This window comes from Litorimonas cladophorae (genome assembly GCF_014652455.1).
In the GTDB taxonomy this organism is placed as follows: domain Bacteria; phylum Pseudomonadota; class Alphaproteobacteria; order Caulobacterales; family Maricaulaceae; genus Litorimonas; species Litorimonas cladophorae.
In genome coordinates this window covers 328,542-349,703 of record NZ_BMYV01000001.1, presented here as the reverse complement: position 1 = coordinate 349,703, position 21,162 = coordinate 328,542, and the positions used below count along the sequence as shown (strand labels likewise).

General features: G+C 52.4%; 19 protein-coding genes. 7 read left to right on the top strand and 12 right to left on the bottom strand.

Annotation, left to right across the window (positions count from 1 at the left end; translation table 11 throughout):
- The first annotated feature begins 3 nt into the window (after positions 1-3).
- The 5 genes from trpE (at position 4) to lexA (ending at position 4,776) form a co-directional block, all read left to right on the top strand.
- On the top strand, positions 4-1,473 hold the full coding sequence (gene trpE / locus IE073_RS01775) for an anthranilate synthase component I (protein WP_189580525.1): 1,470 nt from the start codon (positions 4-6) through the stop codon (positions 1,471-1,473).
- A 3-nt stretch (positions 1,474-1,476) separates the two neighbouring features.
- A complete protein-coding gene (locus tag IE073_RS01770) occupies positions 1,477-2,046 on the top strand; it encodes an anthranilate synthase component II (protein WP_189580522.1) in 570 nt (189 codons plus the stop codon).
- Positions 2,043-3,008, top strand: a complete 966-nt coding sequence (gene trpD / locus IE073_RS01765; protein WP_233349720.1) for an anthranilate phosphoribosyltransferase — start codon at positions 2,043-2,045, stop codon at positions 3,006-3,008. Before IE073_RS01770 ends, trpD begins: the two co-directional genes overlap by 4 nt.
- Positions 3,001-3,801: an indole-3-glycerol phosphate synthase TrpC gene (trpC, locus tag IE073_RS01760; protein WP_233349718.1), complete on the top strand. Its 801-nt coding sequence runs from the start codon at positions 3,001-3,003 to the stop codon at positions 3,799-3,801. Before trpD ends, trpC begins: the two co-directional genes overlap by 8 nt.
- A gap of 333 nt (positions 3,802-4,134) precedes the next feature.
- Positions 4,135-4,776: a transcriptional repressor LexA gene (lexA, locus tag IE073_RS01755; RefSeq protein WP_189580519.1), complete on the top strand. Its 642-nt coding sequence runs from the start codon at positions 4,135-4,137 to the stop codon at positions 4,774-4,776.
- Positions 4,777-4,792: 16 nt separating this feature from the next.
- Here lexA and IE073_RS01750 read toward each other — a convergent pair whose 3' ends face one another.
- Positions 4,793-6,922: a ComEC/Rec2 family competence protein gene (locus IE073_RS01750; protein ID WP_189580516.1), complete on the bottom strand. Its 2,130-nt coding sequence runs from the start codon at positions 6,920-6,922 to the stop codon at positions 4,793-4,795.
- A gap of 59 nt (positions 6,923-6,981) precedes the next feature.
- Here IE073_RS01750 and gltX point away from each other — a divergent pair, with 59 nt between their 5' ends.
- Both gltX and IE073_RS01740 read left to right on the top strand, forming a co-directional pair.
- The gene (gene gltX / locus IE073_RS01745; protein WP_189580512.1) at positions 6,982-8,391 is read left to right on the top strand and encodes a glutamate--tRNA ligase; all 1,410 of its coding nucleotides are present in this window, start codon (positions 6,982-6,984) and stop codon (positions 8,389-8,391) included.
- 49 nt (positions 8,392-8,440) lie between these two features.
- On the top strand, positions 8,441-9,742 hold the full coding sequence (locus tag IE073_RS01740) for a citrate synthase (protein WP_189580509.1): 1,302 nt from the start codon (positions 8,441-8,443) through the stop codon (positions 9,740-9,742).
- Here the strand turns inward: IE073_RS01740 and lpxB are convergent.
- The 11 genes from lpxB to uppS all read right to left on the bottom strand — a co-directional run bounded on the left by lpxB (position 9,739) and on the right by uppS (position 21,154).
- Positions 9,739-10,890, bottom strand: coding sequence for a lipid-A-disaccharide synthase (gene lpxB, locus IE073_RS01735; RefSeq protein ID WP_189580505.1), 1,152 nt, complete (start codon positions 10,888-10,890; stop codon positions 9,739-9,741). The genes IE073_RS01740 and lpxB overlap by 4 nt on opposite strands.
- Complete coding sequence (locus tag IE073_RS01730) at positions 10,887-11,717, bottom strand: LpxI family protein (protein ID WP_189580502.1); 831 nt, start codon at positions 11,715-11,717, stop codon at positions 10,887-10,889. Before IE073_RS01730 ends, lpxB begins: the two co-directional genes overlap by 4 nt.
- A gap of 1 nt (position 11,718) precedes the next feature.
- Positions 11,719-12,513, bottom strand: a complete 795-nt coding sequence (lpxA, locus tag IE073_RS01725; protein ID WP_189580499.1) for an acyl-ACP--UDP-N-acetylglucosamine O-acyltransferase — start codon at positions 12,511-12,513, stop codon at positions 11,719-11,721.
- 9 nt (positions 12,514-12,522) lie between these two features.
- Positions 12,523-12,930 carry a 3-hydroxyacyl-ACP dehydratase FabZ gene (gene fabZ / locus IE073_RS01720; RefSeq protein WP_189580496.1) on the bottom strand — a complete coding sequence of 136 codons (408 nt, stop codon included), beginning with the start codon at positions 12,928-12,930 and terminating at the stop codon, positions 12,523-12,525.
- 32 nt (positions 12,931-12,962) lie between these two features.
- Positions 12,963-13,955 (bottom strand): UDP-3-O-(3-hydroxymyristoyl)glucosamine N-acyltransferase, encoded by a 993-nt coding sequence (gene lpxD / locus IE073_RS01715; protein ID WP_189580493.1) that lies wholly within the window; start codon positions 13,953-13,955, stop codon positions 12,963-12,965.
- A gap of 136 nt (positions 13,956-14,091) precedes the next feature.
- Positions 14,092-14,667, bottom strand: coding sequence for an OmpH/Skp family outer membrane protein (locus IE073_RS01710; protein WP_189580489.1), 576 nt, complete (start codon positions 14,665-14,667; stop codon positions 14,092-14,094).
- A gap of 2 nt (positions 14,668-14,669) precedes the next feature.
- Positions 14,670-17,159, bottom strand: coding sequence for an outer membrane protein assembly factor BamA (gene bamA / locus IE073_RS01705; protein ID WP_189580486.1), 2,490 nt, complete (start codon positions 17,157-17,159; stop codon positions 14,670-14,672).
- A 12-nt stretch (positions 17,160-17,171) separates the two neighbouring features.
- On the bottom strand, positions 17,172-18,371 hold the full coding sequence (locus IE073_RS01700; RefSeq protein ID WP_189580483.1) for a M50 family metallopeptidase: 1,200 nt from the start codon (positions 18,369-18,371) through the stop codon (positions 17,172-17,174).
- Between the two features lie 66 nt (positions 18,372-18,437).
- The gene (gene dxr / locus IE073_RS01695) at positions 18,438-19,607 is read right to left on the bottom strand and encodes a 1-deoxy-D-xylulose-5-phosphate reductoisomerase (protein ID WP_189580479.1); all 1,170 of its coding nucleotides are present in this window, start codon (positions 19,605-19,607) and stop codon (positions 18,438-18,440) included.
- Positions 19,607-20,455 carry a phosphatidate cytidylyltransferase gene (locus IE073_RS01690; protein WP_189580476.1) on the bottom strand — a complete coding sequence of 283 codons (849 nt, stop codon included), beginning with the start codon at positions 20,453-20,455 and terminating at the stop codon, positions 19,607-19,609. Before IE073_RS01690 ends, dxr begins: the two co-directional genes overlap by 1 nt.
- A complete protein-coding gene (gene uppS, locus IE073_RS01685) occupies positions 20,456-21,154 on the bottom strand; it encodes an undecaprenyl pyrophosphate synthase (protein ID WP_189583674.1) in 699 nt (232 codons plus the stop codon).
- Positions 21,155-21,162 lie beyond the last annotated feature (8 nt).

The following is a 21,162-nucleotide window of genomic DNA, read 5'->3' as shown; positions in this document are numbered from 1 at the left end:
GCGATGACACTCACGTTTTTTCCATCGCGTGATACCGTTGATACGCAAAAGGCCCAATTGGTCCACGCGCGCGTCATTAATGATATCGACACACCTGTCTCGGCTTTCCTCAAAGCGGGATTAGGAAAGCCTTATGCGTTTTTGTTCGAGTCTGTAACAGGCGGTGAACAGCGCGGGCGTTATAGTTTTTTCGGTTTCGATCCCGACATCGTCTGGCGCTCTCATGGCGACCAGAGCGAGATCAGCCGAGATGGTGGTTCGACATATTCGCCCTACGAAGGCAAACCTCTGGACGCTTTGCGCGCGCTGCAAGACGAAGTCAGCTTTGATTTACCCGAAGACATTCCCCCGATGGCTTCAGGGCTTTTTGGTTACCTCGGCTATGACATGGTGCGTCAGGTCGAAAGCTTGCCCGGCGCAAAGCACGATCCAATTGGCACACCCGACGCGATTAAAGTCCGCCCTCGAATTGTGTGTATCTTTGATCAAGTTGCCCAAGAAATTATCATTGCGTCGCCTCTGCCAGCGAATGGAAATTATGACGAAGCTTGTGCACGGATTGAACGCGTTGCCGCCGATCTTGCCCTGCCCGTCTCAGCCAATTTCAGTCGGGACGTTGCCATTCCCACCTTAACGCCAACCATGGGAACGGATGCGTCGACATTCGGCGCACGCGTTGCCAAGGCGAAAGACTACATTCTCGCGGGTGATGTCTTCCAAGTCGTCATCGGCCAACGTCTATCCGCCCCATTGCCCGCGTCGCCCTTTGCGCTTTACCGATCCTTGCGCCGCATGAACCCATCGCCTTTTCTCTATTTCCTAGATTTCGACGACCATCAGGTCATTGGTTCTAGCCCCGAAATCCTTGTCCGTTTGCGCGATAACACCGTCACAGTTCGGCCCATCGCAGGCACGCGCCCGCGCGGAAAAACCACGGTCGAAGACAACCAGTTCGAAGCGGATTTGCTCGCCGATCCAAAAGAATGCGCAGAACATCTGATGTTGCTCGATTTGGGTCGCAATGATGTTGGCCGTGTCGCAAAACCCGGCACAGTCAAAGTCACCGAGCGTTTTACGATCGAACGCTACAGCCACGTCATGCACATTGTCTCTAATGTCATCGGTGAAATCCGCGATGGTTTGGACACGCTAGATGCCCTCTTCGCAGGATTTCCGGCCGGTACTGTTAGCGGCGCACCTAAGGTTCGCGCGATGGAAATTATCGACGAATTGGAAGACGAAAAGCGCGGCATCTATGCGGGCGCTATTGGTTACCTCTCTGTCACGGGTGACATGGATACGGCCATCGCGCTGCGGACCGCCATCGTCAAAGATGGCACGCTGCATGTCCGCGCGGGTGCAGGCATTGTTATGGACAGTGTCGCCCAGATGGAATTTGAAGAAACGATCCACAAATCCAACGCTCTGTTCCGCGCCGCCGAACAAAGTGTCAGGTTCGGAGGCAATCGCTAAGCCATGCTCCTCGTCATCGATAATTACGACAGCTTTACTTATAACCTTGTGCACTATGCGCAGGAATTAGGCGCAGATACCAAAGTCATCCGAAATGATGACCTGAGCGCGGCAGAGGCCCTCGCAATGGGCGCAAAGGGCATTCTTTTGTCACCGGGTCCTTGCACACCGAATGAAGCGGGCATCTGCCTTGACCTCATCGCAAACGCGCCAGACGACCTGCCGATCCTCGGTATTTGTCTTGGCATGCAAAGTATTGGTCAGGCCTTTGGCGGGAAAGTCATTCGCGCCAAGGAAATCATGCACGGCAAAATCTCTCCAATGCATCATGATGGTACGGGTGTGTTTGCGGGATTGGAAAGTCCGTTTAACGCCACGCGCTATCATTCATTATCTGTGGAACGTGAAAGCCTCCCCGGCGAATTGCTCGTGAATTCCTGGGTTGATGACGGCGAAATCATGGGTCTACGCCACGCGACCCGCCCCATCCACGGTCTGCAGTTTCACCCCGAATCTATCGCATCCGAAAATGGTCACAAATTGATCGGCAAGTTTTTGGAGCTGATGGCGTGAATGCCGACGATCTCCGTGCCGCACTGACGGCTATGCTGTCGGGCGAAATGGAAGCTCCCGACATCGTCAAAGCCTTGGTTCAAATTGAGGCTGAAGGCGTGGGCGCGGAACAACTGACCGCTGGCGTTGCCGTGATGCGCGAACATATGCGCCGCGTCGTCGTGCCCGAAGGCGCGGTTGATATCGTCGGCACAGGCGGAACGGGTCTCAAGCTTTTGTCCATATCAACCGCGACGGCTTTCGTTGTCGCGGGCGCAGGGGTACCCGTCGCAAAACACGGAAATCGCGGCGCGAGCAGCCCGACAGGTACAGCAGATACACTCTCAGAACTGGGTGTGAATATAGGCATGAGTCCAGAGCGGGCCGCTGCGGCCGTGTCAGACGTCGGCATGGGGTTCCTGTTCGCTCCAACCTATCACCCTGCCATGCGCCATGTCGGACCTGCTCGGAAACAGATCGGGACACGCACGATTTTCAATCGCTTAGGCCCGCTTTCAAACCCCGCCAGCGTCACACATATGTTGGTCGGTAGCGCAGAAGCCCATCTTGTGCGCCCAATGGCCGAAGCGCTCAAAGCAAATGGAGTAACGTCTGCAATGGTGGTTCACGGGCAGGATGGCATGGATGAGATTACAACCACTGGCCCGACCACCGTCGCTCATTTGAAAGACGGCACCATAACAGAATTTGAAATTGTACCCGAAACATTTGGCTTATCCTCCGTACCTCTATCGGCACTCGCGGGCGGCGCGCCAGAGCGAAACGCCGCGGCACTCGACGCTTTGTTGAACGGTGAACTATCGCCCTATCGTGAAATCGTCAGACTAAACACTGCCGCCACATTGACCATCGCAGGCAAGGTCACCGACGTCGCCGAAGGTCTGGAGATGGCCGCCAAATCCATCGACACGGGCAACGCAAAAACCATCCTTTCACGCTTGGTGGAGTTCTCTCATGGGTAGCTTGATGGACGCGCCAGATGTGTTGAAACGCATTGCTGCCTATAAGGCCGATGAAGTTGAAGACCTTAAAAGCAAAACGACGATTGAAGCGCTTCGCGCCGACGCCGCCCTTTTATCTAAACCACGCGGATTTGAAGCCGCTATACTCGCCGCTACAGGCCCTGCCCTGATTTGCGAGGTTAAAAAAGCCAGCCCCTCCAAAGGAATCATCCGAGAGGACTTTGACCCCGAAGCGATTGCCAAAGCCTATGAAACAGGCGGTGCAACCTGCCTCTCTGTCCTGACGGATGGACCAGGATTCCAAGGCAGCAACGCGATCTTCGCGCAGGTCCGCGCAGCAACAACCCTGCCTCTACTCCGCAAAGACTTCATGCTCGACCCAATTCAGATTGTAGAAAGTGCGGCGATGGGCGCGGATTGTGTCTTGATCATCATGGCGATGATTGATGATGCCACCGGCAAAGCCCTCATAGATGAAGCTAATGCTCTTGGCCTCGACGCCCTGATTGAGACCCATGACGAAGACGAACTTGCCCGCGCGATTAAACTTGGTGGAACGCTGCTAGGGATCAATAACCGCGACCTGCGCACATTCGATACATCATTAGACACCTTCACCCGCCTCGCCCCGCTGGCTCCAAATGGTTGCACGTTGATCGCGGAGTCAGGCATCTTCACACGTGAAGACATCAAACGCCTCGCAGGTGATGGCGCGCAGGGGTATTTGATTGGCGAGAGCCTAATGCGGCAGGATGATGTTGCAGGGGCGACGCGGGCTCTTTTGGTAACGTAAATGGGTATCTTAGATTTACCCCCGGATCACTGGTTGAGGGTAGCGCACAAACACTCATCCAACCATCGTCAAGAAATCACCGATAGCTTCCAATGTGGCTGCTTCCATTGTCGACATCTATTCAAACCGCAGAAAATTATCGATTGGGTAGACGGCGGCACAACTGCAATGTGCCCCAAATACGTTGTTGCTGGCGTAATTGGCGATAGTTCCCCGTTTGATATTGATGAAAAATTTCTTGAAGCAATGCAGAGGGTTTGGTTCTAACTTGACAAATAAAAGAACATCCATAGAACAAAAGATGATGTTGCTATTTTGTTCGGAGATATTTGGATGCTAACCCAAAAACAAAGAGACCTACTCATTCTCATTGATAAGCGGATTCAAGCCGTTGGTGTGCCGCCGTCATATGACGAGATGAAGGATTCGCTGGGTTTGGCGTCTAAGTCGGGTATCCATCGTTTGATCAGCGCCTTGGAAGAACGCGGCTTTATCCGCCGCCTCCCCAACAAAGCGAGAGCCCTAGAAGTCCTGAAACTCCCCGAAGGCTACAGTAGCGACTCCGCGCTAACGCCTGTCGCGGCTAATGACACTTACGAGATTCCATTTGTCGGCAAGATCGCGGCGGGTCTGCCGATTGCGGCGATTGAAGATACACATAATCTGATGGCCGTACCGCCCTCTATGATGGGCAATGGCGATCACTACGCTTTGGAAGTCGAAGGCGAGTCAATGATCGAAGCGGGTATTATGGATGGCGATATTGTCGTTATTCGCAAAGCCAATACAGCGCGGAACAATGAAATTGTGGTCGCCCTCGTCGATCAAGACGAAGCGACCCTCAAGCGTATTTATCGCACAGGAAATGAAGTCGAGTTGATCGCCGAAAACAAAGACTTTCCAACAAAGACCTACGGTCCAGACCGCGTTGAAGTTCAAGGCGTTTTGGTCGGCTTGGTCAGAAGTTACCAATAAACCGTTTGCAACCATCCTAATGCCAAGGCCGCCGCTTCTCCTCCGAGGGGCGCGCGGCCTTTATTGTAAGGTGATCCTTGAGGTAAACATCCAGCGCCCCCGTCTCCCGCAAGGTCGACTCATCGACCAGTACCGCAGAGCAATTTCTTCGTGCAACGGGTCCAGCACTCCGTACCGCGAGAATGACAAGATCGGACGCTTCGCACTCCTCTGGGACTTCAGATGGGTTTTGTAAGATCGAAATTTGCCACGCGCCAATCTTTGCGCGACAGGCCAGCGCGTCGCATTGCGCAATACGGTCTGTATAGGGTGCCCAATCCACATCATTGAGGCCCGCTCGTTGCGCAAATTGCTCTCGGCCATATCGGTCGGGCCTGCGTGATCCAACCATAAGGACCGGGTCCCCTGTCCCACTCTCAGGTGGCTGCCAAAATGCAACCTTAGCCGAATCAGAAATGCGCAGATCTGGCGTTGAAGCTGTATTCCATCCTAAGAATGCCAGCAGGATCGCCCCAAGTCCAAGCAGACGCACCCATTTCTGCCCCATGCATACAGCCACAAAACCCAGACTAAATAGGGGCAACACCCAATTTGGAGCCGCCCCAATATAGGCCATCGCACCAGGCCAACCTGCCACCCATTCGGCAGCCTTCAAGATGGGTTCTAAGGCCAACCCCATGAGCTGAAGGGGAAGTCCCTCCAACCCAAAAGGCATTGTCAGCAGCGAAAGAACCGCCAAAGGCATCACAAAAAGTGAGAAGAGCGGCATCGCCAAAAGGTTTCCCGCAAAACCATATTGCGCAATTCGGTTGAAGTGAAATAAGGCGAAGGCCCCGGTCGCGAAACCAGCAACCAAACTGGTGACGCTTAGAGAGGCAAAGAAATCGACCATCTTCCTAGAAATACTCCGCTGAGTGAATGCGGGGCGCATCGTTTGCCAGGCTTGATAGGTCGCAACCAGCGCCACCACGGCGGCGAAAGACATCTGAAAGCCCACCGATATCAAGCTTTCTGGATGTAGAGCCAATGTAATCAAAGCCGCCACAGACACTGACCGCATCGAGATCGCTCGTCTGTCTAGGACAATCGCCAAAAAGAAAATCGTCGACATGACCCAAGCCCGCTGCGTTGCGACAGATGCGCCAGACAGAACCAAGTAAAACGTCGCCGCGCCAATGGCCGTCACAGCAGCGAATTTTCGCACGTCATATCGCCGCGATAGGGGCAAGATACAGGCTAGGACGAATGTTATGGCGGAGTATGTTCCGCCTGCTAGCAAAGCCATATGCAAACCCGAAATTGCGAGTATATGGGCCAAACCCGCTATGCGGAGATTTTCGGTTTGTTCAGTCGGAATGAAACGCCGTACACCCGTCATCAACGCGGCTTGCAGACCCGCCGTTTTTGGCGGGGCTGCAGCCATGACACGATCCGCAATGTGGTATCGCCACCGAACAACCGCCCGACGCAGTGAGTCCAGCGGCGGCAAGTCCACATCGGCTTGACGCTGCGGCGCGCCATATCCAAACCCAAACCCTCCGATCTGACGAAAATAGGCCACCTGTCCCGAATCATATCCACTCGGCACAACAGCCGACGGAGGCGCCCTCGCGGCAACCAGCCAATTGATGGTATCACCCGCGACAATCGGCGGCTCAGGTTTTTTGGTAATCCGAATGCGCAAGCGTTCTGGCATTCTCTCGGCGGTCAGCCCGCGAACTTTATGTGTTTCAACAACATAACGCTCACTCTTGCCGGATTTTTCAATCGCGCTTACCCAACCTTCAATGCGATAGGTCCGCTCGACAGCGGGCAATCTGGGCGCATCGGCTATTGTCGTGTGCCAACTCGCTCGCCCCAAACCCAGCAGAACAAGCAATATGATCCAGACGAGGCTTAAACCCTGCCAGCCCTTGCGGTCGAATATCCACCACATGAAGGCGGCGAGACTGAGCATACCCGCAATCACGGTAGACGATGGCTCACCAGACCACGCGAAATAGGCAGCAATGCCTACTCCGAATGCGATAATCCCAGAATTGAACCCGATCGAAGAATCGACAGTCTCAAGGGCTTGAGACACCCTCATTTTTGAAGGTGCGGATTGCGTAAACCCGTCCTGAAAATCTCTATTCACGTCAACCATCGCATGCCATAGAGCGCCCAAGTTTAGGAACAATGCAACCCCGAAAGTATTAAACCTCCATGTCGCGTCCAGTTGTCACTCGTTTTGCTCCGTCGCCGACGGGTTATCTGCATATTGGCGGGGCGCGTACGGCCCTGTTTAATTGGTATTTTGCCAAAAAAATGGGCGGCCAGTTTAAACTCCGCATCGAGGATACAGATAAAGCCCGCAGTACCGATGACGCCACGGCCGCCATTCTGAAAGGCATGGATTGGCTCGGCCTGCACGCGGATGGAGAGATCGTTTACCAAAGCAAAAATGTCGATGCACATGTCGCAGCCGCCAACGCATTGCTCGAAAGCGGCGCAGCCTACCGATGTTATCAAACTCCAGAGCAAGTCGAAGATTTGAAAGCACAGGCTCGCGAAAATAATCGCGCGTTTCGTAGCCCTTGTCGCGAGCGAACCGATCAACCCGATCTACCTTTCGCAGTTCGATTCCGAGTTCCGGAAGGCGTGACAACAATAAAAGATCATGTTCAAGGCGAGGTAACGTGGCAGAACGACAGCTTTGATGACCTTGTTCTTCTCCGTGCAGACGGAACCCCAACATATATGTTGGCAGTGGTTGTGGATGACCGAGATATGGACGTTACGCATGTCATTCGCGGTGACGATCATCTTATCAATGCAGGTCGTCAGACGCAGCTCTATCAAGCTCTGGGTTGGGATGTTCCTGAATGGGCCCACGTACCGCTCATCCACGGCCCCGATGGGAAGAAACTGTCAAAGCGGCATGGCGCGCTAGGTGTCGATGCCTATGCGAATTTGGGCTATCTGCCGTCTGGGTTGCGCAACTACCTCGTTAAACTCGGCTGGAGTTACGGGGATACAGAAATTTTTCTCGATGACGCCGAACTCACGCAGGCGTTCTCTCTGCAAGGAATTACGGCATCGGCGGCCCGTTTGGACTTTGATAAAATGGATTATATCAACGCCCAACATATGACGCATATGTCAGATGCAGCTCTGATGGAACACGCGCTTCCATTTCTTGAAACGGTCAATGCAGGGCCCATTGCGCCGATCGTTCAAGACCGGATTTTGCGCGGGATGCCGACACTGAAGCCTCGATCAAAAACGCTCATCGAACTGGCGGACCAAGCCCGCTATCTCATGGATATTCGGCCGCTCGACATCTCCGGAAAAACAGCAAAACCCTTGAAACGCGACGGCGTAATTGAGCTTCTCTCGGCTTTGACTCTGGCGTTAAAATCCCGCAAAGACGCGCCGTGGACTGCAGAGGCGCTGGATACTGAACTCAAAGACTTTGCAGAGCAGCGTGAGCTCGGCTTTGGCCGCATTGGACAACCCGTTCGTGCGGCTCTGACGGGCGGCTCGCCCTCACCCGATCTTTCCGTCGTTCTGGCCCTTTTGGGCCCCGACGAGACTTTGGGTCGTTTGGACGATGCCATCGCTGCATTTGGATAAGATAACTGACTCAATAAGAAGACGATACGCACAGGAAGGCTAACTGAATATGGAAAACAAAATTACAAATACGGGAACGGCAACCGTTACGATTGATGGGAAAAGCTATGAGCTTCCGATCATGAAGGGTACAATGGGCGCTCCCGGGATTGATGTCCGATCTCTGTATAAACAGACGGGCCATTTTACTTTCGACCCAGGCTATACGTCGACTTGTTCCACAGAAAGCCAAATCACCTTTATCAACGGCAATGAAGGACAGCTCCTTTATCGTGGTTATGACATTGAAGACTTAGCCGAAAACTCGACCTTCCTCGAAGTCGCTTATCTTCTAATCAATGGTGAATTGCCGAACCAACAGCAGAACACGAAGTTCACGAACACCATCACATCGCATACAATGTTGCACGACCAAATTGAACATTTCTTCAATGGTTTTCGCCGCGATAGTCACCCTATGGCGATGATGTGCGGTACGGTTGGCGCGTTGTCAGGTTTCTACCATGATGACACCCACACAACTGTTGATGCAGCTCGCGACATGGCGATCCACCGTTTGATCGCGAAGATCCCTACAATCGCGGCCCGCGCTTACAAATATTCCATAGGACAACCGACAGTCTATCCCGATAACTCATTGTCATACGCCGAAAACTTCTTGAAAATGTGTTTCAGCGTTCCAGCAGAACCTTACAAGGTTTCCCCCACTATCGCCCGCGCTATGGATAAAATCTTTATCCTTCATGCCGATCACGAGCAAAACGCATCGACATCAACCGTGCGCTTGGCTGGCTCTTCGGGTGCGAACCCTTATGCCTGTATCGCGTCTGGCATCGCTTGCCTTTGGGGACCGAGCCACGGCGGCGCAAACGAAGCTTGTTTGAAAATGCTGCAGGAAATTGGAACTGTTGATCGCATTCCTGAGTTCATTGCTCGTGCAAAAGATAAGAATGATCCTTTCCGTCTTATGGGCTTTGGGCATCGCGTGTACAAAAACTTCGATCCGCGCTCCCGTGTTATGCAGAAAGTTGCGCACGAGGTTCTGGACGAACTCGACATCAGCAATCCAATTCTGGACGTCGCGAAAGAACTTGAGAAGATCGCGTTAGAAGACGAGTATTTCGTTTCCAAGAAGCTTTATCCAAATGTCGACTTCTACTCCGGCATCGTGCTCTCAGCTCTTGGATTCCCGACGTCGATGTTCACCGTGCTCTTCTCGCTCGCGCGGACAGTCGGTTGGATTTCACAGTGGAACGAAATGTTGGAAGATCCTAGCCAGCGTATTGGCCGTCCACGCCAGCTCTATTCTGGTGCTGAGCCACGCGTCTACACGCCTCTCAACAAGCGCTAAGGCGCTTGTAAGAGCTCGACAATCGCTTGCGCGGCTTGCGCGCTGGCGGATTGGGTCTTTGACCCTCGCATCAGATTAGTTTGTAAAATCAACGCGTCGCTCGCAGCGGCGCGTTTTTTTGTATCGATGAGGTAACGCGACACTGCTCTGACCAGATTATCAACAGTGACAGATTTTTGAACAAATTCGGGCATCAGGGACGCCTTCGCATCGATGTTGACCATCGAAATATATTTTGAATTCAACATCATGCCGACCAAAACAGACGTTAGCCAACTCATTCGATAAGCAACAACAGTAGGCACGCCTGCGCAGGCGAGTTGTGTCGTTACCGTTCCCGAACATGCCAATGCCGCCATTGAACACGCCATAACGTCCAGTTTCGTGTCTTCAGGCAAAAGTATGATGTCATTCATGGATGGATCGGAACCCGCAGCGGCGCCGACATCTTCTGCGACTGATGCAGATACAGGGCTAAGAATAGCCAGGTCAGGTATCTGTTCCTTCAGAGCCTGCACCGTCGCGCTGAACGGCTTTGCCAGACGCTTGATTTCTGAGGGACGGCTTCCGAAGAAGACTGACAAAATCGGACGATCACCAAGGTCATATTTCTGACGCAGGGCATTTGGATCTCCCGACTTGTAGTCTGTGTCAAAAACAGCGTTTCCAACATGCTGCGTCGGTAGGCCCAATGGCGTGAACCAATCGGCTTCGAAAGGGTGCAGCGTCAGCAAGTGGTCGAACAAGCGCGCCAAACGTTTGGCTCTCGATGGACGCGTCGCCCAGACCTGAGGCGCAACATACTTCACGAGGGTCTTTTCGAACCCATGTTTGCGTAAGCGCTCCGCCAACCGTACCATAAACCCATAACTGTCGATCATCACGACCATGTCGGGTTGCGCTGCCTCGATATCGGCTGAGGCTTCCGCAATCTTTCGGTAAACTAACGGCAAGCGCATTAGAGCTTCGGTGATGCCAAGTATCGCCAAACCGTTGGTGTTCACGGCGCTAGCTATGCCAACGTCGGCCATGCGCGCACCACCGATACCGGACAAGACGAGGTTCGGATCGAGCGCTCGAAGCTCTTGGGCGAGGTCAGCGCCCAATTGATCCGCAGAAGGCTCTACTGCGATCAGGTAGATATTCATTTTGCTGTGGGCAGACCAGCGATAAATAGGCCCGCTTCATTTGCCAGTCGGACAGTCTGAGTACGGTCGATCACAAAAGCCCCGCCAGCCTCTGCAACTATCCCTGCCAGACCCGCCGCAGCAGCGCGTCGGATCGTTTCTGGTCCGATTGTCGGCAAATCAACACGCGTATCCTGTGTCGGTTTTACCAGCTTCGCTAACACTCCCACACGTTCAGTGAGGGAACCACGCAATTCGATTGGCAGCGATGCAACGCGCGAAAGCATGGCATCCGTGCCTTCCTGCGCTTCGACGGCAAGTGTCACTCCGCGCGCCACGACGACGCCTTGTCCGATGTCCAAAGCTCCAATCGCGGCGGCAATCTCGCAGGCTTTCAGAGCGTCGGTCCGATGGGCTTCTGGCATGGGAACAGCCCCCAACACACCGTCACTTAACATAAGGTCCTGACAGACCTCCTGAGGTGAAATAATCTCAAACCCTTCATTCTCGAATAAGGTCAGCATGTGCCGCATGAGCGCATCATCGCCCTTCCCGGCTGCGCGGATGATGCCTGGCAAGTTTCGTACGGCTTTAAAATCTGGCCTGACTTTTGAGAAATCCGGCCGATTCACCACCCCGGCAAAGCAGACATGTGTGCATTTTGCGCGTTTGAGCAGCTTGATAATCTTACCCATCTGCCCGACCCGCAAGTGCTGCGCGGCTTCAAACGAACCCTCGGATACGAAAGGATCAAGGGCAATTAGCGTCGCGAGTGTGCCATTTTCGAGTGCAGCCGCTTCAACGTATTTCGGTAATTTTCCGCCACCCGCAATTAGACCGATCCGCATTTTATTTGCCGTTAGGCATAGTTAAGGCCCGCGTTGAATCTTGGCTAATAAAGGCAACAATCTCTTTTATAATTGGGTGCTCGCCATATAGGTTTTTCGTATCCTCTAAGCGTTCAGCAAACGTGCCTTCCTGCGCAAAGAGTAGACGGTAAGCTGCCCGCATCTCCCGAATTTTTTCGCGCGTAAATCCACGGCGTTTCAATCCGACGATATTTAATCCTGCAAGATGCGCGGAATTGCCAAGTACAAAGCCGTATGGAATCACGTCTTTGATGACAGTCGCCATGCCCCCGACAAAGGCATGCGCGCCTATACGCGTATGCTGGTGAATGGCACAGAGGCCGCCTAATATCGCATGATCGCCAATAGTTACGTTCCCACCAATTTGTGCGCCATTAGAGACCACGACATGATTGCCCATCTGCCCCTCATGCGCGAGATGGGTTCCGACCATGAAATAACAATCATGCCCTATTCGCGTGATGGGTTTGCCAATATCCGTGCCTGGGTGTATGTTGACGTTTTCCCGAAACGTACACCTCGCCCCGATTTCGATCCCGACTGGTCCACCTCGATGCTTAAAATCTTGCGGATCATACCCCATAGAAACGAACGGGTAGAGCTTGCTGCTTTCACCAATTGAGGTGTTTCCGACTAAGTTTACGTGCCCCACAAGTTCGACATTATCACCCAATTTGACCTCTGGGCCTACCAGCGAGAACGGCCCAATTTTCACGCCTTCGCCGAGTTGTGCCTTAGGGTCGACAAGAGCTGTCTCATGAATTTCAACGGTCATCTTTATATCCTACAGCGACATTTGGACGGCAGCAAATTCGACTTCGACCGCACGTTGAGCGTCGACATCTATGACGCCTTCATATTTGTAAAAACCGCGACGTTCTTGAACCAAGTTGACGTGTATATTCATCCGATCGCCGGGTTTAACCGCGCGTCGAAATTTGGCCGAACTCACGCTCGCCAAACCAACAAAACTTCCCGGCGCAACGCTTTGCCTTAGACCTAAAATCAAAGAACCCGCCTGCGCGATTGTCTCAATCAACAAGACGCCTGGCATGATAGGAAACTCAGGAAAATGGCCGTCAAACACGGGCCAAGCTGGATCGACATGTGTCTCTGCCGTCAAATTGCTCTCGGTAGCGTTCAGGACGCGGTCGATAAACAACATGGGGTCGCGATGAGGCAAGATCGCCATGATAGCGTCTTTCTCGATAGGAAAGGCGGGGTTCACTTTCGTTTTCCAAGTTTCTTCAAAACGGCAACGCTCCGCATATGTTCGCGAATTGGCATCGCTGGAACGCCGGACCACATTTCTCCATCTGGAACATTACTCATCACACCTGCAAAGGCGGCTAAGATAGAGCCTTCGCCGATATCAACATGATCCGCCGTTGCCGCTCGACCGCCAAACATCGCATTTTTACCGATGCGGCAGCTTCCCGAAACACCGGAATGTCCGGCCAACATAGCGCCCTCATCAATGAAAACATTGTGCCCGACTTGCACGAGATTATCGATTTTCACATTGTTCATCAGGACCGTGTCCCCCAACTGCCCGCGATCCACGCAGCTATTAGAACCGACGTGCACATCGTCGTGAAGTATGGCGCGTCCCAAATGCGGAATTGTAATGATAACGCCGCCATCAGACGCCATTCCAAAGCCAGCGCCACCAATTATGGCGCCAGACTTAATATGGCACCGATTTCCCATTTTAGTGAATGACACACTTACCAAAGACTCAACCACGCAATCATCCCCGATCACAACACCGTCCTCAATCACAGAATTCGCGCCAATCCGTGTCCGAGCACCGATCGAAACGCCTTCCCCAATTACAGCGGAGCGATGAATCTGGGCCGTGTCGTGGATTTGACCGGACGGTTTTGATGCGCTCCCAATGGTGACCATCTCGCCAGATATTCGCGCAAATGCAGCGCGCGGATTATCTGTGACAATTGCAATCATGCCAGCCTCTGCGACGAGCGGGGCTAGTTTTTCCGTCGTCAGGCATGCCGTGGCGTTTGCGGTCAGGAGTTGGTCGCGGCGACGCTTGTCCGAGAAAAAGGTGATGTCGCCAGATTCGCTCTCGCCCAATGAAGATGGCGCGGTGATCGGCTCATGGCTTTCGCTGGGAGCAGACCCGTCGGACCCAAACCGTTTTACGATCTCCTCGACGTCGAGTGGCGAACAAATTGTATAAAAATGAGGATCGATCATAGGGGCCTCTTAGCGGGAAAGGCGCGCCAACGCACAAATAAAAAGAGCTGATACGCGGAAAACACGCATCAGCTCTATAACCAACTGTTACCAGACGTTACGTAAAGTACGCTTCGCCTAGGAATTTCAGGTAATTCTAACCCTTACGCGGCAAGCGTTCGCGGGTCACGGGAACCGTTGTCATCTGGCTGTTCAGACGAGAAATTACGACATCTGTGACATCGGCAGGACCGCCGTAGATCACGAGAGATTTTTCCAGAACCACGTCCGCATTACGTTCCTGAGCGATTTGGTCAATGATTGTCTTAACGCGTTTGGAGACCTGTGAGATCGCTTTTTGCTCTGTGATCTTTAGCTCATTCGTTGTGTAATATTCTTCGACTTGAAGCTTTTGTTGATCGTTCTGAAAAGCTTGAAGCTGGGCCGTTAGGCCTGCATCTGCGCGCACATTTTCCATGCTGCCTTTTGATTTCAACTGATCTTGAAGCGATTTCCCTTTGGTCTGCAAAGGGGTCGCCTTGGCTTTCATCTCAGATTGAGCCGACGTGTAAATGGTTTCAAGTTGACGCGCGACGTGTTGCCCAACGAGCGAGTCTTTGAGGACTTTTTGCGTATCAACGACCAAAATAGTTGATTGCGCAAAAGCAGTCCCTGCGAAAGCGAACGCGACGGCCATGCCTGTAGCTGCGCGAATAAAAGTACGAATAAACATGATTAGAACCTTGTTCGTGTGGTGAACTGGAATGATTGTCTATCGTCATACTGTTGTTTGACGAGAGGCTGGGTAAAGTCGAACCTGATTGGTCCGAAGGGGCTTTCCCAGAAAACACTGGCGCCGACTGTGACACGAGGATCAAGTCCGTCCTCCGTGCGTTCACAGATCACGCCTACGGCTGTAATACCTTCACAAGATGAACCCACGGTGAAATTGGCATCATCACTGCTGATGATTATGTTATAAGTGTCACTGTCATCCAAGGACCCAACCGTCCCGGCTTCCAAGAAGACACTGCCCAATAGAGAGTCGATACCCACGGGGAAACTCACCTCGGTCGAAGCCAAGCCGAATATGTTACCACCCAAGGCGTCACGACGGCCATCTTGACCGAATACGAGAGTATCACCTGTATCCGCATTAAACTGGAGAACACGCGGTCCGACGCCAGCATTATCAAACCCGCGGAATTCAAAGTTACCTTTGAAGTAACGGTCATTGATTGAAACGGTATCGCCGCCCCAGCCACGGATATAGCCACCCGCTAATGTTGCAGAAGCAATGACGTCTTTAAAAAGGCCTTTGTAGTAATTTGAGCGAATATCTGTGCGGAGATATTGAACGTCCCCACCAATGCCAGCGATGTCTTGGCTAAGGCGCACATCAAAGCCCCCTGTTGGCGTGATGGGGTCGTTTCGACGATCCCAAGCAAAAGTGTAGCCGAAGATTGATGACAACCGCCCACCCAATTGATCACATAAGTTCAATAGCTGACGATTGTTACCGGTGTTGGTTGACGTCCCTGCACCAGACAAAAGGCTCGGGCATTCATCCTGACGTGGAAATTCGATGTCTTCTTGGCGTAAGGTGTAGCGTCCGTTGAAATTTGTATATTCGGTGAGCGGAAATGCGAAGCTAATTTGTCCACCCGTCCGACGTTGGCGGAAGTTGGCTTCATCAATCAAATCGATAACGACGTCAAAAAGATTGAAGCTGGCAGCCAGGTTTCGACCAAGGAAGCGGGGCTCAGTAAACCGCAAATCGACCTCACGACGATTAGAAGAGGCACGGATCACAAATCGAAGGAGCTGCCCTCGTCCGCGCAAGTTCCGCTGCGTGATCGATAGATCGACAAGGAATGCATCTGCTGAAGAGAATCCCGCCGAGAATGAGAGTTCACCAGTGGGCTGCTCGGTTACTTCGACCTCAACAACTGCGCGATCAGGTGCAGAGCCTTGAGTCTCTGTGATTTCTACGTTTTCAAAGAAACGCAAGGAGCGTACGCGAGAGCGTGAGCGTTCCAATAGAATACGGTTAAAGGCATCCCCTTCGACAAGTTCCATTTCACGGCGAATGACCGAATCTAATGTGGTGGTGTTGCCGACAATATCGATCCGTTCGATGTAAGTTCTCTGACCCTCAACAACGTTGAAAACCATATCCACGGTCTTCGTGTCGCGATTCCGTTCGATCTGCGGTTGGATGTCAACGAAGGCATATCCGCCAATACCGGCAGCAAAGTTCAAGCTATCAATGGCATCTTCAACCCGACTGGCATTGTAGATTTCGCCTTTGCGAAACGGAACCAGATTTTGAAGGAAGTCTTTATTGAGCGTATCCAGTTTAGTCTCAACGGAGATGTCGCCCCATGTGTACTCGTCACCCTCATCCACAGTGAAAGTGATGTAGAAATCTTCTTGATCGGGGGTCAATTCCGCGACCGCAGAGACGACGCGGAAATCGGCGAAACCCCGATTGGTGTAGAATGTCCGAAGTTGTTCTTGATCATACTGCAAACGACCTGGGTCATAATTGTCGTTTGAGCTGAAGAATTTGTACCAGCTGGACTCGGTCGTCGCCAATTCTTTGCGCAAACGGCGGTCTGGGAACTCGGCGTTACCAATGATGTTGATGCGTTTTACGCCCGTTACCGGACCCTCAGTAATTTCAAAAATGAGGTCAACACGGTTTTGCGGTTGCTGAACAACCTTCGGTGCGACTGTCGCCGCGAAACGACCTGACTGACGATAGAGCTCGATGATGCGCGTCACATCCTCTTGCACGCTTGCTCGCGTGAAAATTGCGCGCGGTTCGGCTGAAATTTCATCCGTGATTTTATCACTTTTCAGGGACTTATTCCCCTCGAGAATAACGCGGTTGATGATCGGGTTCTCGATGACCGAAACAAGGACATTGCCATCGCGCGGGTCTATCGAAACATCAGCAAATAGCCCAGTCCCGTAGAGGGTCTTCACAGATGTATCCATGCGGCTTTCGGAATATGGATCACCTGGAGAGAAAAGGAGGTAAGACGCAACCGTGTTCGCTTCCACACGCTGGTTGCCCTGAACCTGAATGGATCGAATAACAGTGGGCGCGGCGCTCTCTTGCGCAATGGCTGGGGCGGATGCCCCAATGGTCGCCACCCCGAGCAACACTGCGGCAATAGCGATGCGCCAGATTACTAAAAAATTTTGATGAAAATTCATATTTCGTCCAGCTTAGGAGAAGTCGATGCTGCTTAAATAACCAATGTCATTTATCGTTAGCACCACAAAGAGAGTGAGCAAAATTGCAAACCCGATCTTAAACCCAAACTCCTGTTTTTCTTGACTCAATGGTCGTCTTGCGACGGCTTCATAGCCGTAATACATCAGATGTCCACCATCGAGCACGGGAAGAGGCATTAAATTCGCGACACCTAACGCTATGGAAATGGAGGCCGCCAATGCCGCCATACGTATAGCCCACGCCTTTATCTTCACGCCGAGCGGAACATCGGCTTTCGCGGTATCAGATGCGACCTTCCCCACAACGGTAGCAATTTTGACAACACTTCCGAGCTGCTTGCCGTCTTCTTTGCCCTTAAAGATGCGGCCGATATAAGTGCCCGTCGCTTTCAACACGCCTGTCGTTTGGGTGACGCCGTAATTGAGAGAGCCCAAAACGCCGAACTCTTCGCGAATCGGCTGCGTGCCCTCAGCCAGACCTAAACCCACGCGTCCAATGTTCGCGTTCCCACCGATAGCGTCATTCACATCTTCCGCTCGAGGTGTGACGGTCAATGGTACGTCCTGCCCATTGCGTTCAACAACGGCTTCAATCGTCGTGTTTTTGCGCAGGGAAATATATTGCTGCACGAACGAAAAATTTCGGGCATCGCGCCCGTCCAAACTGATGATCTTGTCGCCAGGTTCAAACCCTGCGGCGGCAGCAGGACTACCTTCAATCACGCTGCCGACATTCGACGGATAATATTGATTGCCAATCGTCAGGCCAATGCCTGCAAACAAAATGATTGCTAAGATGAAATTAGCTACAGGCCCCGCCAGAACGACCAATGCGCGCTGCCAAACGGGGCGAAAATGGAAAACATTATCGATAGACGGACCATCGGGGTCCTTTTCATACTCTGCACGGAGTTCCGCAAGTTTCTCTGCATCGGGATTGCTCGCCGCGCCAGCATCACCAGCAAATTTCACATAACCCCCCAGGGGGATACGAGAGATTACCCATTCCACGCCCGCTTTGGAGGTACGTCGCCAAATTGGTTTACCAAATCCGATTGAGAAACGGTCCACTGAAATGCCGAAAAAACGGGCAACAGAATAGTGGCCCAACTCGTGAAAAAAGACGAGAAATGATAGGACCATGACAAAGCTTAGCGCGGCAATGAGCGTATAGATCAATCCTGCTATCATGCTGTTCCCTGACGCTACGGCCTTAACGAAGCCTTACGATGTTGGGATGCCGCAAAGCGCCTAAACTTACAAGTTTACAATCTGCTCATCTACAGTCGTTCGCGCGGATTTATCCAACGACAGCACGGCCTGAACCGTATCTGGTGCGCAGCCAAAACTGGAGAATTTTACAAATGCGTTGAGTGTAGATTCAACGACATTGGCAATATCTAGAAACGAGATCTCTCCCTGTAAAAACGCTTCAACAGCCTGCTCATTTGCAGCGTTCAAGACACATGGCGCCTGTCCCCCCGCTTCCAGAGCTTCGCGAGCCAAACGCAATGATGGGAATTTGGTCGTATCAGGTTCGAAAAAAGTTAATCCCGATATCTTTGCGAAATCAAGCCGCTCCACCGGGGCTGAAATACGCGCAGGCCAGCCCATAGAATAAGCAATGGGGGTTCGCATATCGGGACTTCCCAATTGCGCCAAAACGGACCCGTCAACATATTCGACCATAGAATGAATGATCGACTGCGGGTGAACAATGACGTCAATCTCAGCACTTGGCCGCTCAAACAGCCAACTAGCTTCGATCAATTCCAAACCTTTATTCATCAAGGTCGCCGAGTCGATGGAGATCTTTGCCCCCATTGACCAAACTGGATGGTTGAGCGCATCTGCGCGAGTGACCTTGCCTAAGGCTTCCAAAGACGCTTCGCGAAACGGCCCACCTGAAGCCGTGAGAATCAAACGACGAACACCTTTTGGATCATCCTCTAACACTTGGAAAATCGCGTTATGTTCAGAATCGACAGGTAGAAGTTTAGCGCCAGACCGTCGAACCGCAGCCATAAACGTTTCGCCAGCGCAGACGAGACATTCTTTGTTGGCCAGCCCAACATGTTGCCCCTGCTCAACCGCCGCCAAGGTAGGCTCCAACCCTGCTGAGCCGATAATGGCGGCCATTGTGAAGTCAGCGCGTCGCCGTGCCGCTTCGATAAGCGCTTCTGGACCGACGCCAATTTCTATATTGGTGTCAGCCAATTTCGCCTTCAACGCTGGTTCTTGTTCAATATCAGCTAGGGCAACAAATTCGGGCTGAAACTCCAGTGCCTGCGCAACGATTTCATCAACGCTTCGATTGGCGGTGAGCGCAACGAGTTGATACGTGCCAACAGGTGAACGTCGCACAATATCCAGCGTACTCTTACCGATCGAGCCGGTAGAGCCTAATACAGAGATACGTTTGGTCATCAGCCGGGCCAAATTCCAGGGAAGAGAGCCAGACACACAGCCGCACCAATAATCGCGGCCATGAGACTATCTAAACGATCCAGCAATCCACCATGGCCGGGCATTAATCCGCCCGTGTCTTTAACGTTCAATTTTCGCTTCACGCCAGACTCGAATAGGTCGCCGAGAACAGACAAAATTGCGATAGGTAAGGCCAAAGCCGCCCCTGCCATCCAACCGATTCCGACTGCACTGCCGATGATCGCGCCTAACAAAACGGCTAAGGCTTGCCCGGTAAAAAAGCCTGACCACGTTTTATTCGGTGATAATTTAGGCGCAAGCTTTGGTCCGCCCATTGTCGAGCCGCCAAAATAGGCGCCTACATCTGCACCGATCACACAGGCCATAATAAAGAGCAGGCGCTGAAATCCAACGGTGTCGAATCCCACCTGATTGCCACGCATGCCAATCATTAAAAGCGTCGGCACGATGATGTAGAAAACACCAAGAATGGCCCATATGACCCGCGAAGACCCCTCTTTTTGACTGCGCGCGAACTGAATACCTGCAACAGCAAATGCTGTCACGAACACCGCGACGACCGAAAATCCAATCTCATTTTCAACAGTATAGACGATCCCCGCCAGCAAACCCAGAATCGGCGCAAGATAAGCTGGCAGCCTCGGGCTGGGGTCGCTCATTCGGACCCACTCGTAAATCATCCGCCCACCGAACAAGCCTGCGAGTACCGCCCATAGCCAGCCGCCAAAATAAAACGGCGCTAAACAAAGCAAAAGCAAGGCAACGGCGGAAATGAAGCGAACACCCAGTCCGCTCCATTTAGGTTTTTTGATTTGGGTCTGAGTCATTTATGCGACTTCCGACTGATCGAGGTTGCCAAATCGACGTTCGCGTCGATTGAAGTCCGCAATCGCTGACTCCAGGTCCGATAGACCAAAATCAGGCCAAAGCACATCGGTGAAAACAAACTCCGCATAGGCGGCTTGCCAGAGCAAAAAATTGCTAATCCGTTTTTCACCAGATGTTCGGATGACGAGATCTGCATCTGGCAACCCTGCCGTATCGAGATATTTTGCAAACTCTGCCTCAGACGTTTTAGTCAAATCTTGACCGTCAGCGACAGCACGCGCAGCAGCCCGCAACAGCTCATCACGTCCACCGTAGTTGAACGCTATGTTTAAGTTAAAGGCCGTGTTGTTTTGTGTTGTCTCTTCAACGCGTTGGATCAGTTGAAGGAGATCGGATGACAGCCCGGATCGCGAACCTAAAATACGTACACGTACGTTTTTCTCGTGCAGCGTATCCAAATCACTCTCAACATATTCTCGCAACAAGTTGAAAAGCGCCGCTATTTCAGCCTTTGGTCGAGTCCAGTTTTCCGTTGAGAAGCTATAAAGCGTGAGGCATTTCACGCCAATTTGCGACGCGCCCTCAACGACACGACGCACGGTTTTTACGCCTTGGGCATGTCCAAACACGCGTGGGCGATGGCGCGCTCTCGCCCAACGCCCATTACCGTCCATGATGATGGCGATATGCGCCGGCATCAAACCAT

Coding starts and splice junctions, on each gene's coding strand:
- IE073_RS01690 (WP_189580476.1), bottom strand. CDS start 20,455: ATGACTCAGACCCAAATCAAAAAACCTAAATGGAGCGGACTGGGTGTT.
- IE073_RS01770 (WP_189580522.1), top strand. CDS start 1,477: ATGCTCCTCGTCATCGATAATTACGACAGCTTTACTTATAACCTTGTG.
- IE073_RS01700 (WP_189580483.1), bottom strand. CDS start 18,371: ATGATAGCAGGATTGATCTATACGCTCATTGCCGCGCTAAGCTTTGTC.
- lpxA (WP_189580499.1), bottom strand. CDS start 12,513: ATGACCGTTGAAATTCATGAGACAGCTCTTGTCGACCCTAAGGCACAA.
- IE073_RS01710 (WP_189580489.1), bottom strand. CDS start 14,667: ATGTTTATTCGTACTTTTATTCGCGCAGCTACAGGCATGGCCGTCGCG.
- lpxB (WP_189580505.1), bottom strand. CDS start 10,890: ATGAATATCTACCTGATCGCAGTAGAGCCTTCTGCGGATCAATTGGGC.
- trpE (WP_189580525.1), top strand. CDS start 4: ATGACACTCACGTTTTTTCCATCGCGTGATACCGTTGATACGCAAAAG.
- dxr (WP_189580479.1), bottom strand. CDS start 19,607: ATGACCAAACGTATCTCTGTATTAGGCTCTACCGGCTCGATCGGTAAG.
- IE073_RS01740 (WP_189580509.1), top strand. CDS start 8,441: ATGGAAAACAAAATTACAAATACGGGAACGGCAACCGTTACGATTGAT.
- IE073_RS01750 (WP_189580516.1), bottom strand. CDS start 6,922: ATGGTTGACGTGAATAGAGATTTTCAGGACGGGTTTACGCAATCCGCA.
- gltX (WP_189580512.1), top strand. CDS start 6,982: ATGTCGCGTCCAGTTGTCACTCGTTTTGCTCCGTCGCCGACGGGTTAT.
- lpxD (WP_189580493.1), bottom strand. CDS start 13,955: ATGATCGATCCTCATTTTTATACAATTTGTTCGCCACTCGACGTCGAG.
- fabZ (WP_189580496.1), bottom strand. CDS start 12,930: ATGGCGATCTTGCCTCATCGCGACCCCATGTTGTTTATCGACCGCGTC.
- IE073_RS01730 (WP_189580502.1), bottom strand. CDS start 11,717: ATGCGGATCGGTCTAATTGCGGGTGGCGGAAAATTACCGAAATACGTT.
- trpC (WP_233349718.1), top strand. CDS start 3,001: ATGGGTAGCTTGATGGACGCGCCAGATGTGTTGAAACGCATTGCTGCC.
- bamA (WP_189580486.1), bottom strand. CDS start 17,159: ATGAATTTTCATCAAAATTTTTTAGTAATCTGGCGCATCGCTATTGCC.
- uppS (WP_189583674.1), bottom strand. CDS start 21,154: ATGCCGGCGCATATCGCCATCATCATGGACGGTAATGGGCGTTGGGCG.
- lexA (WP_189580519.1), top strand. CDS start 4,135: ATGCTAACCCAAAAACAAAGAGACCTACTCATTCTCATTGATAAGCGG.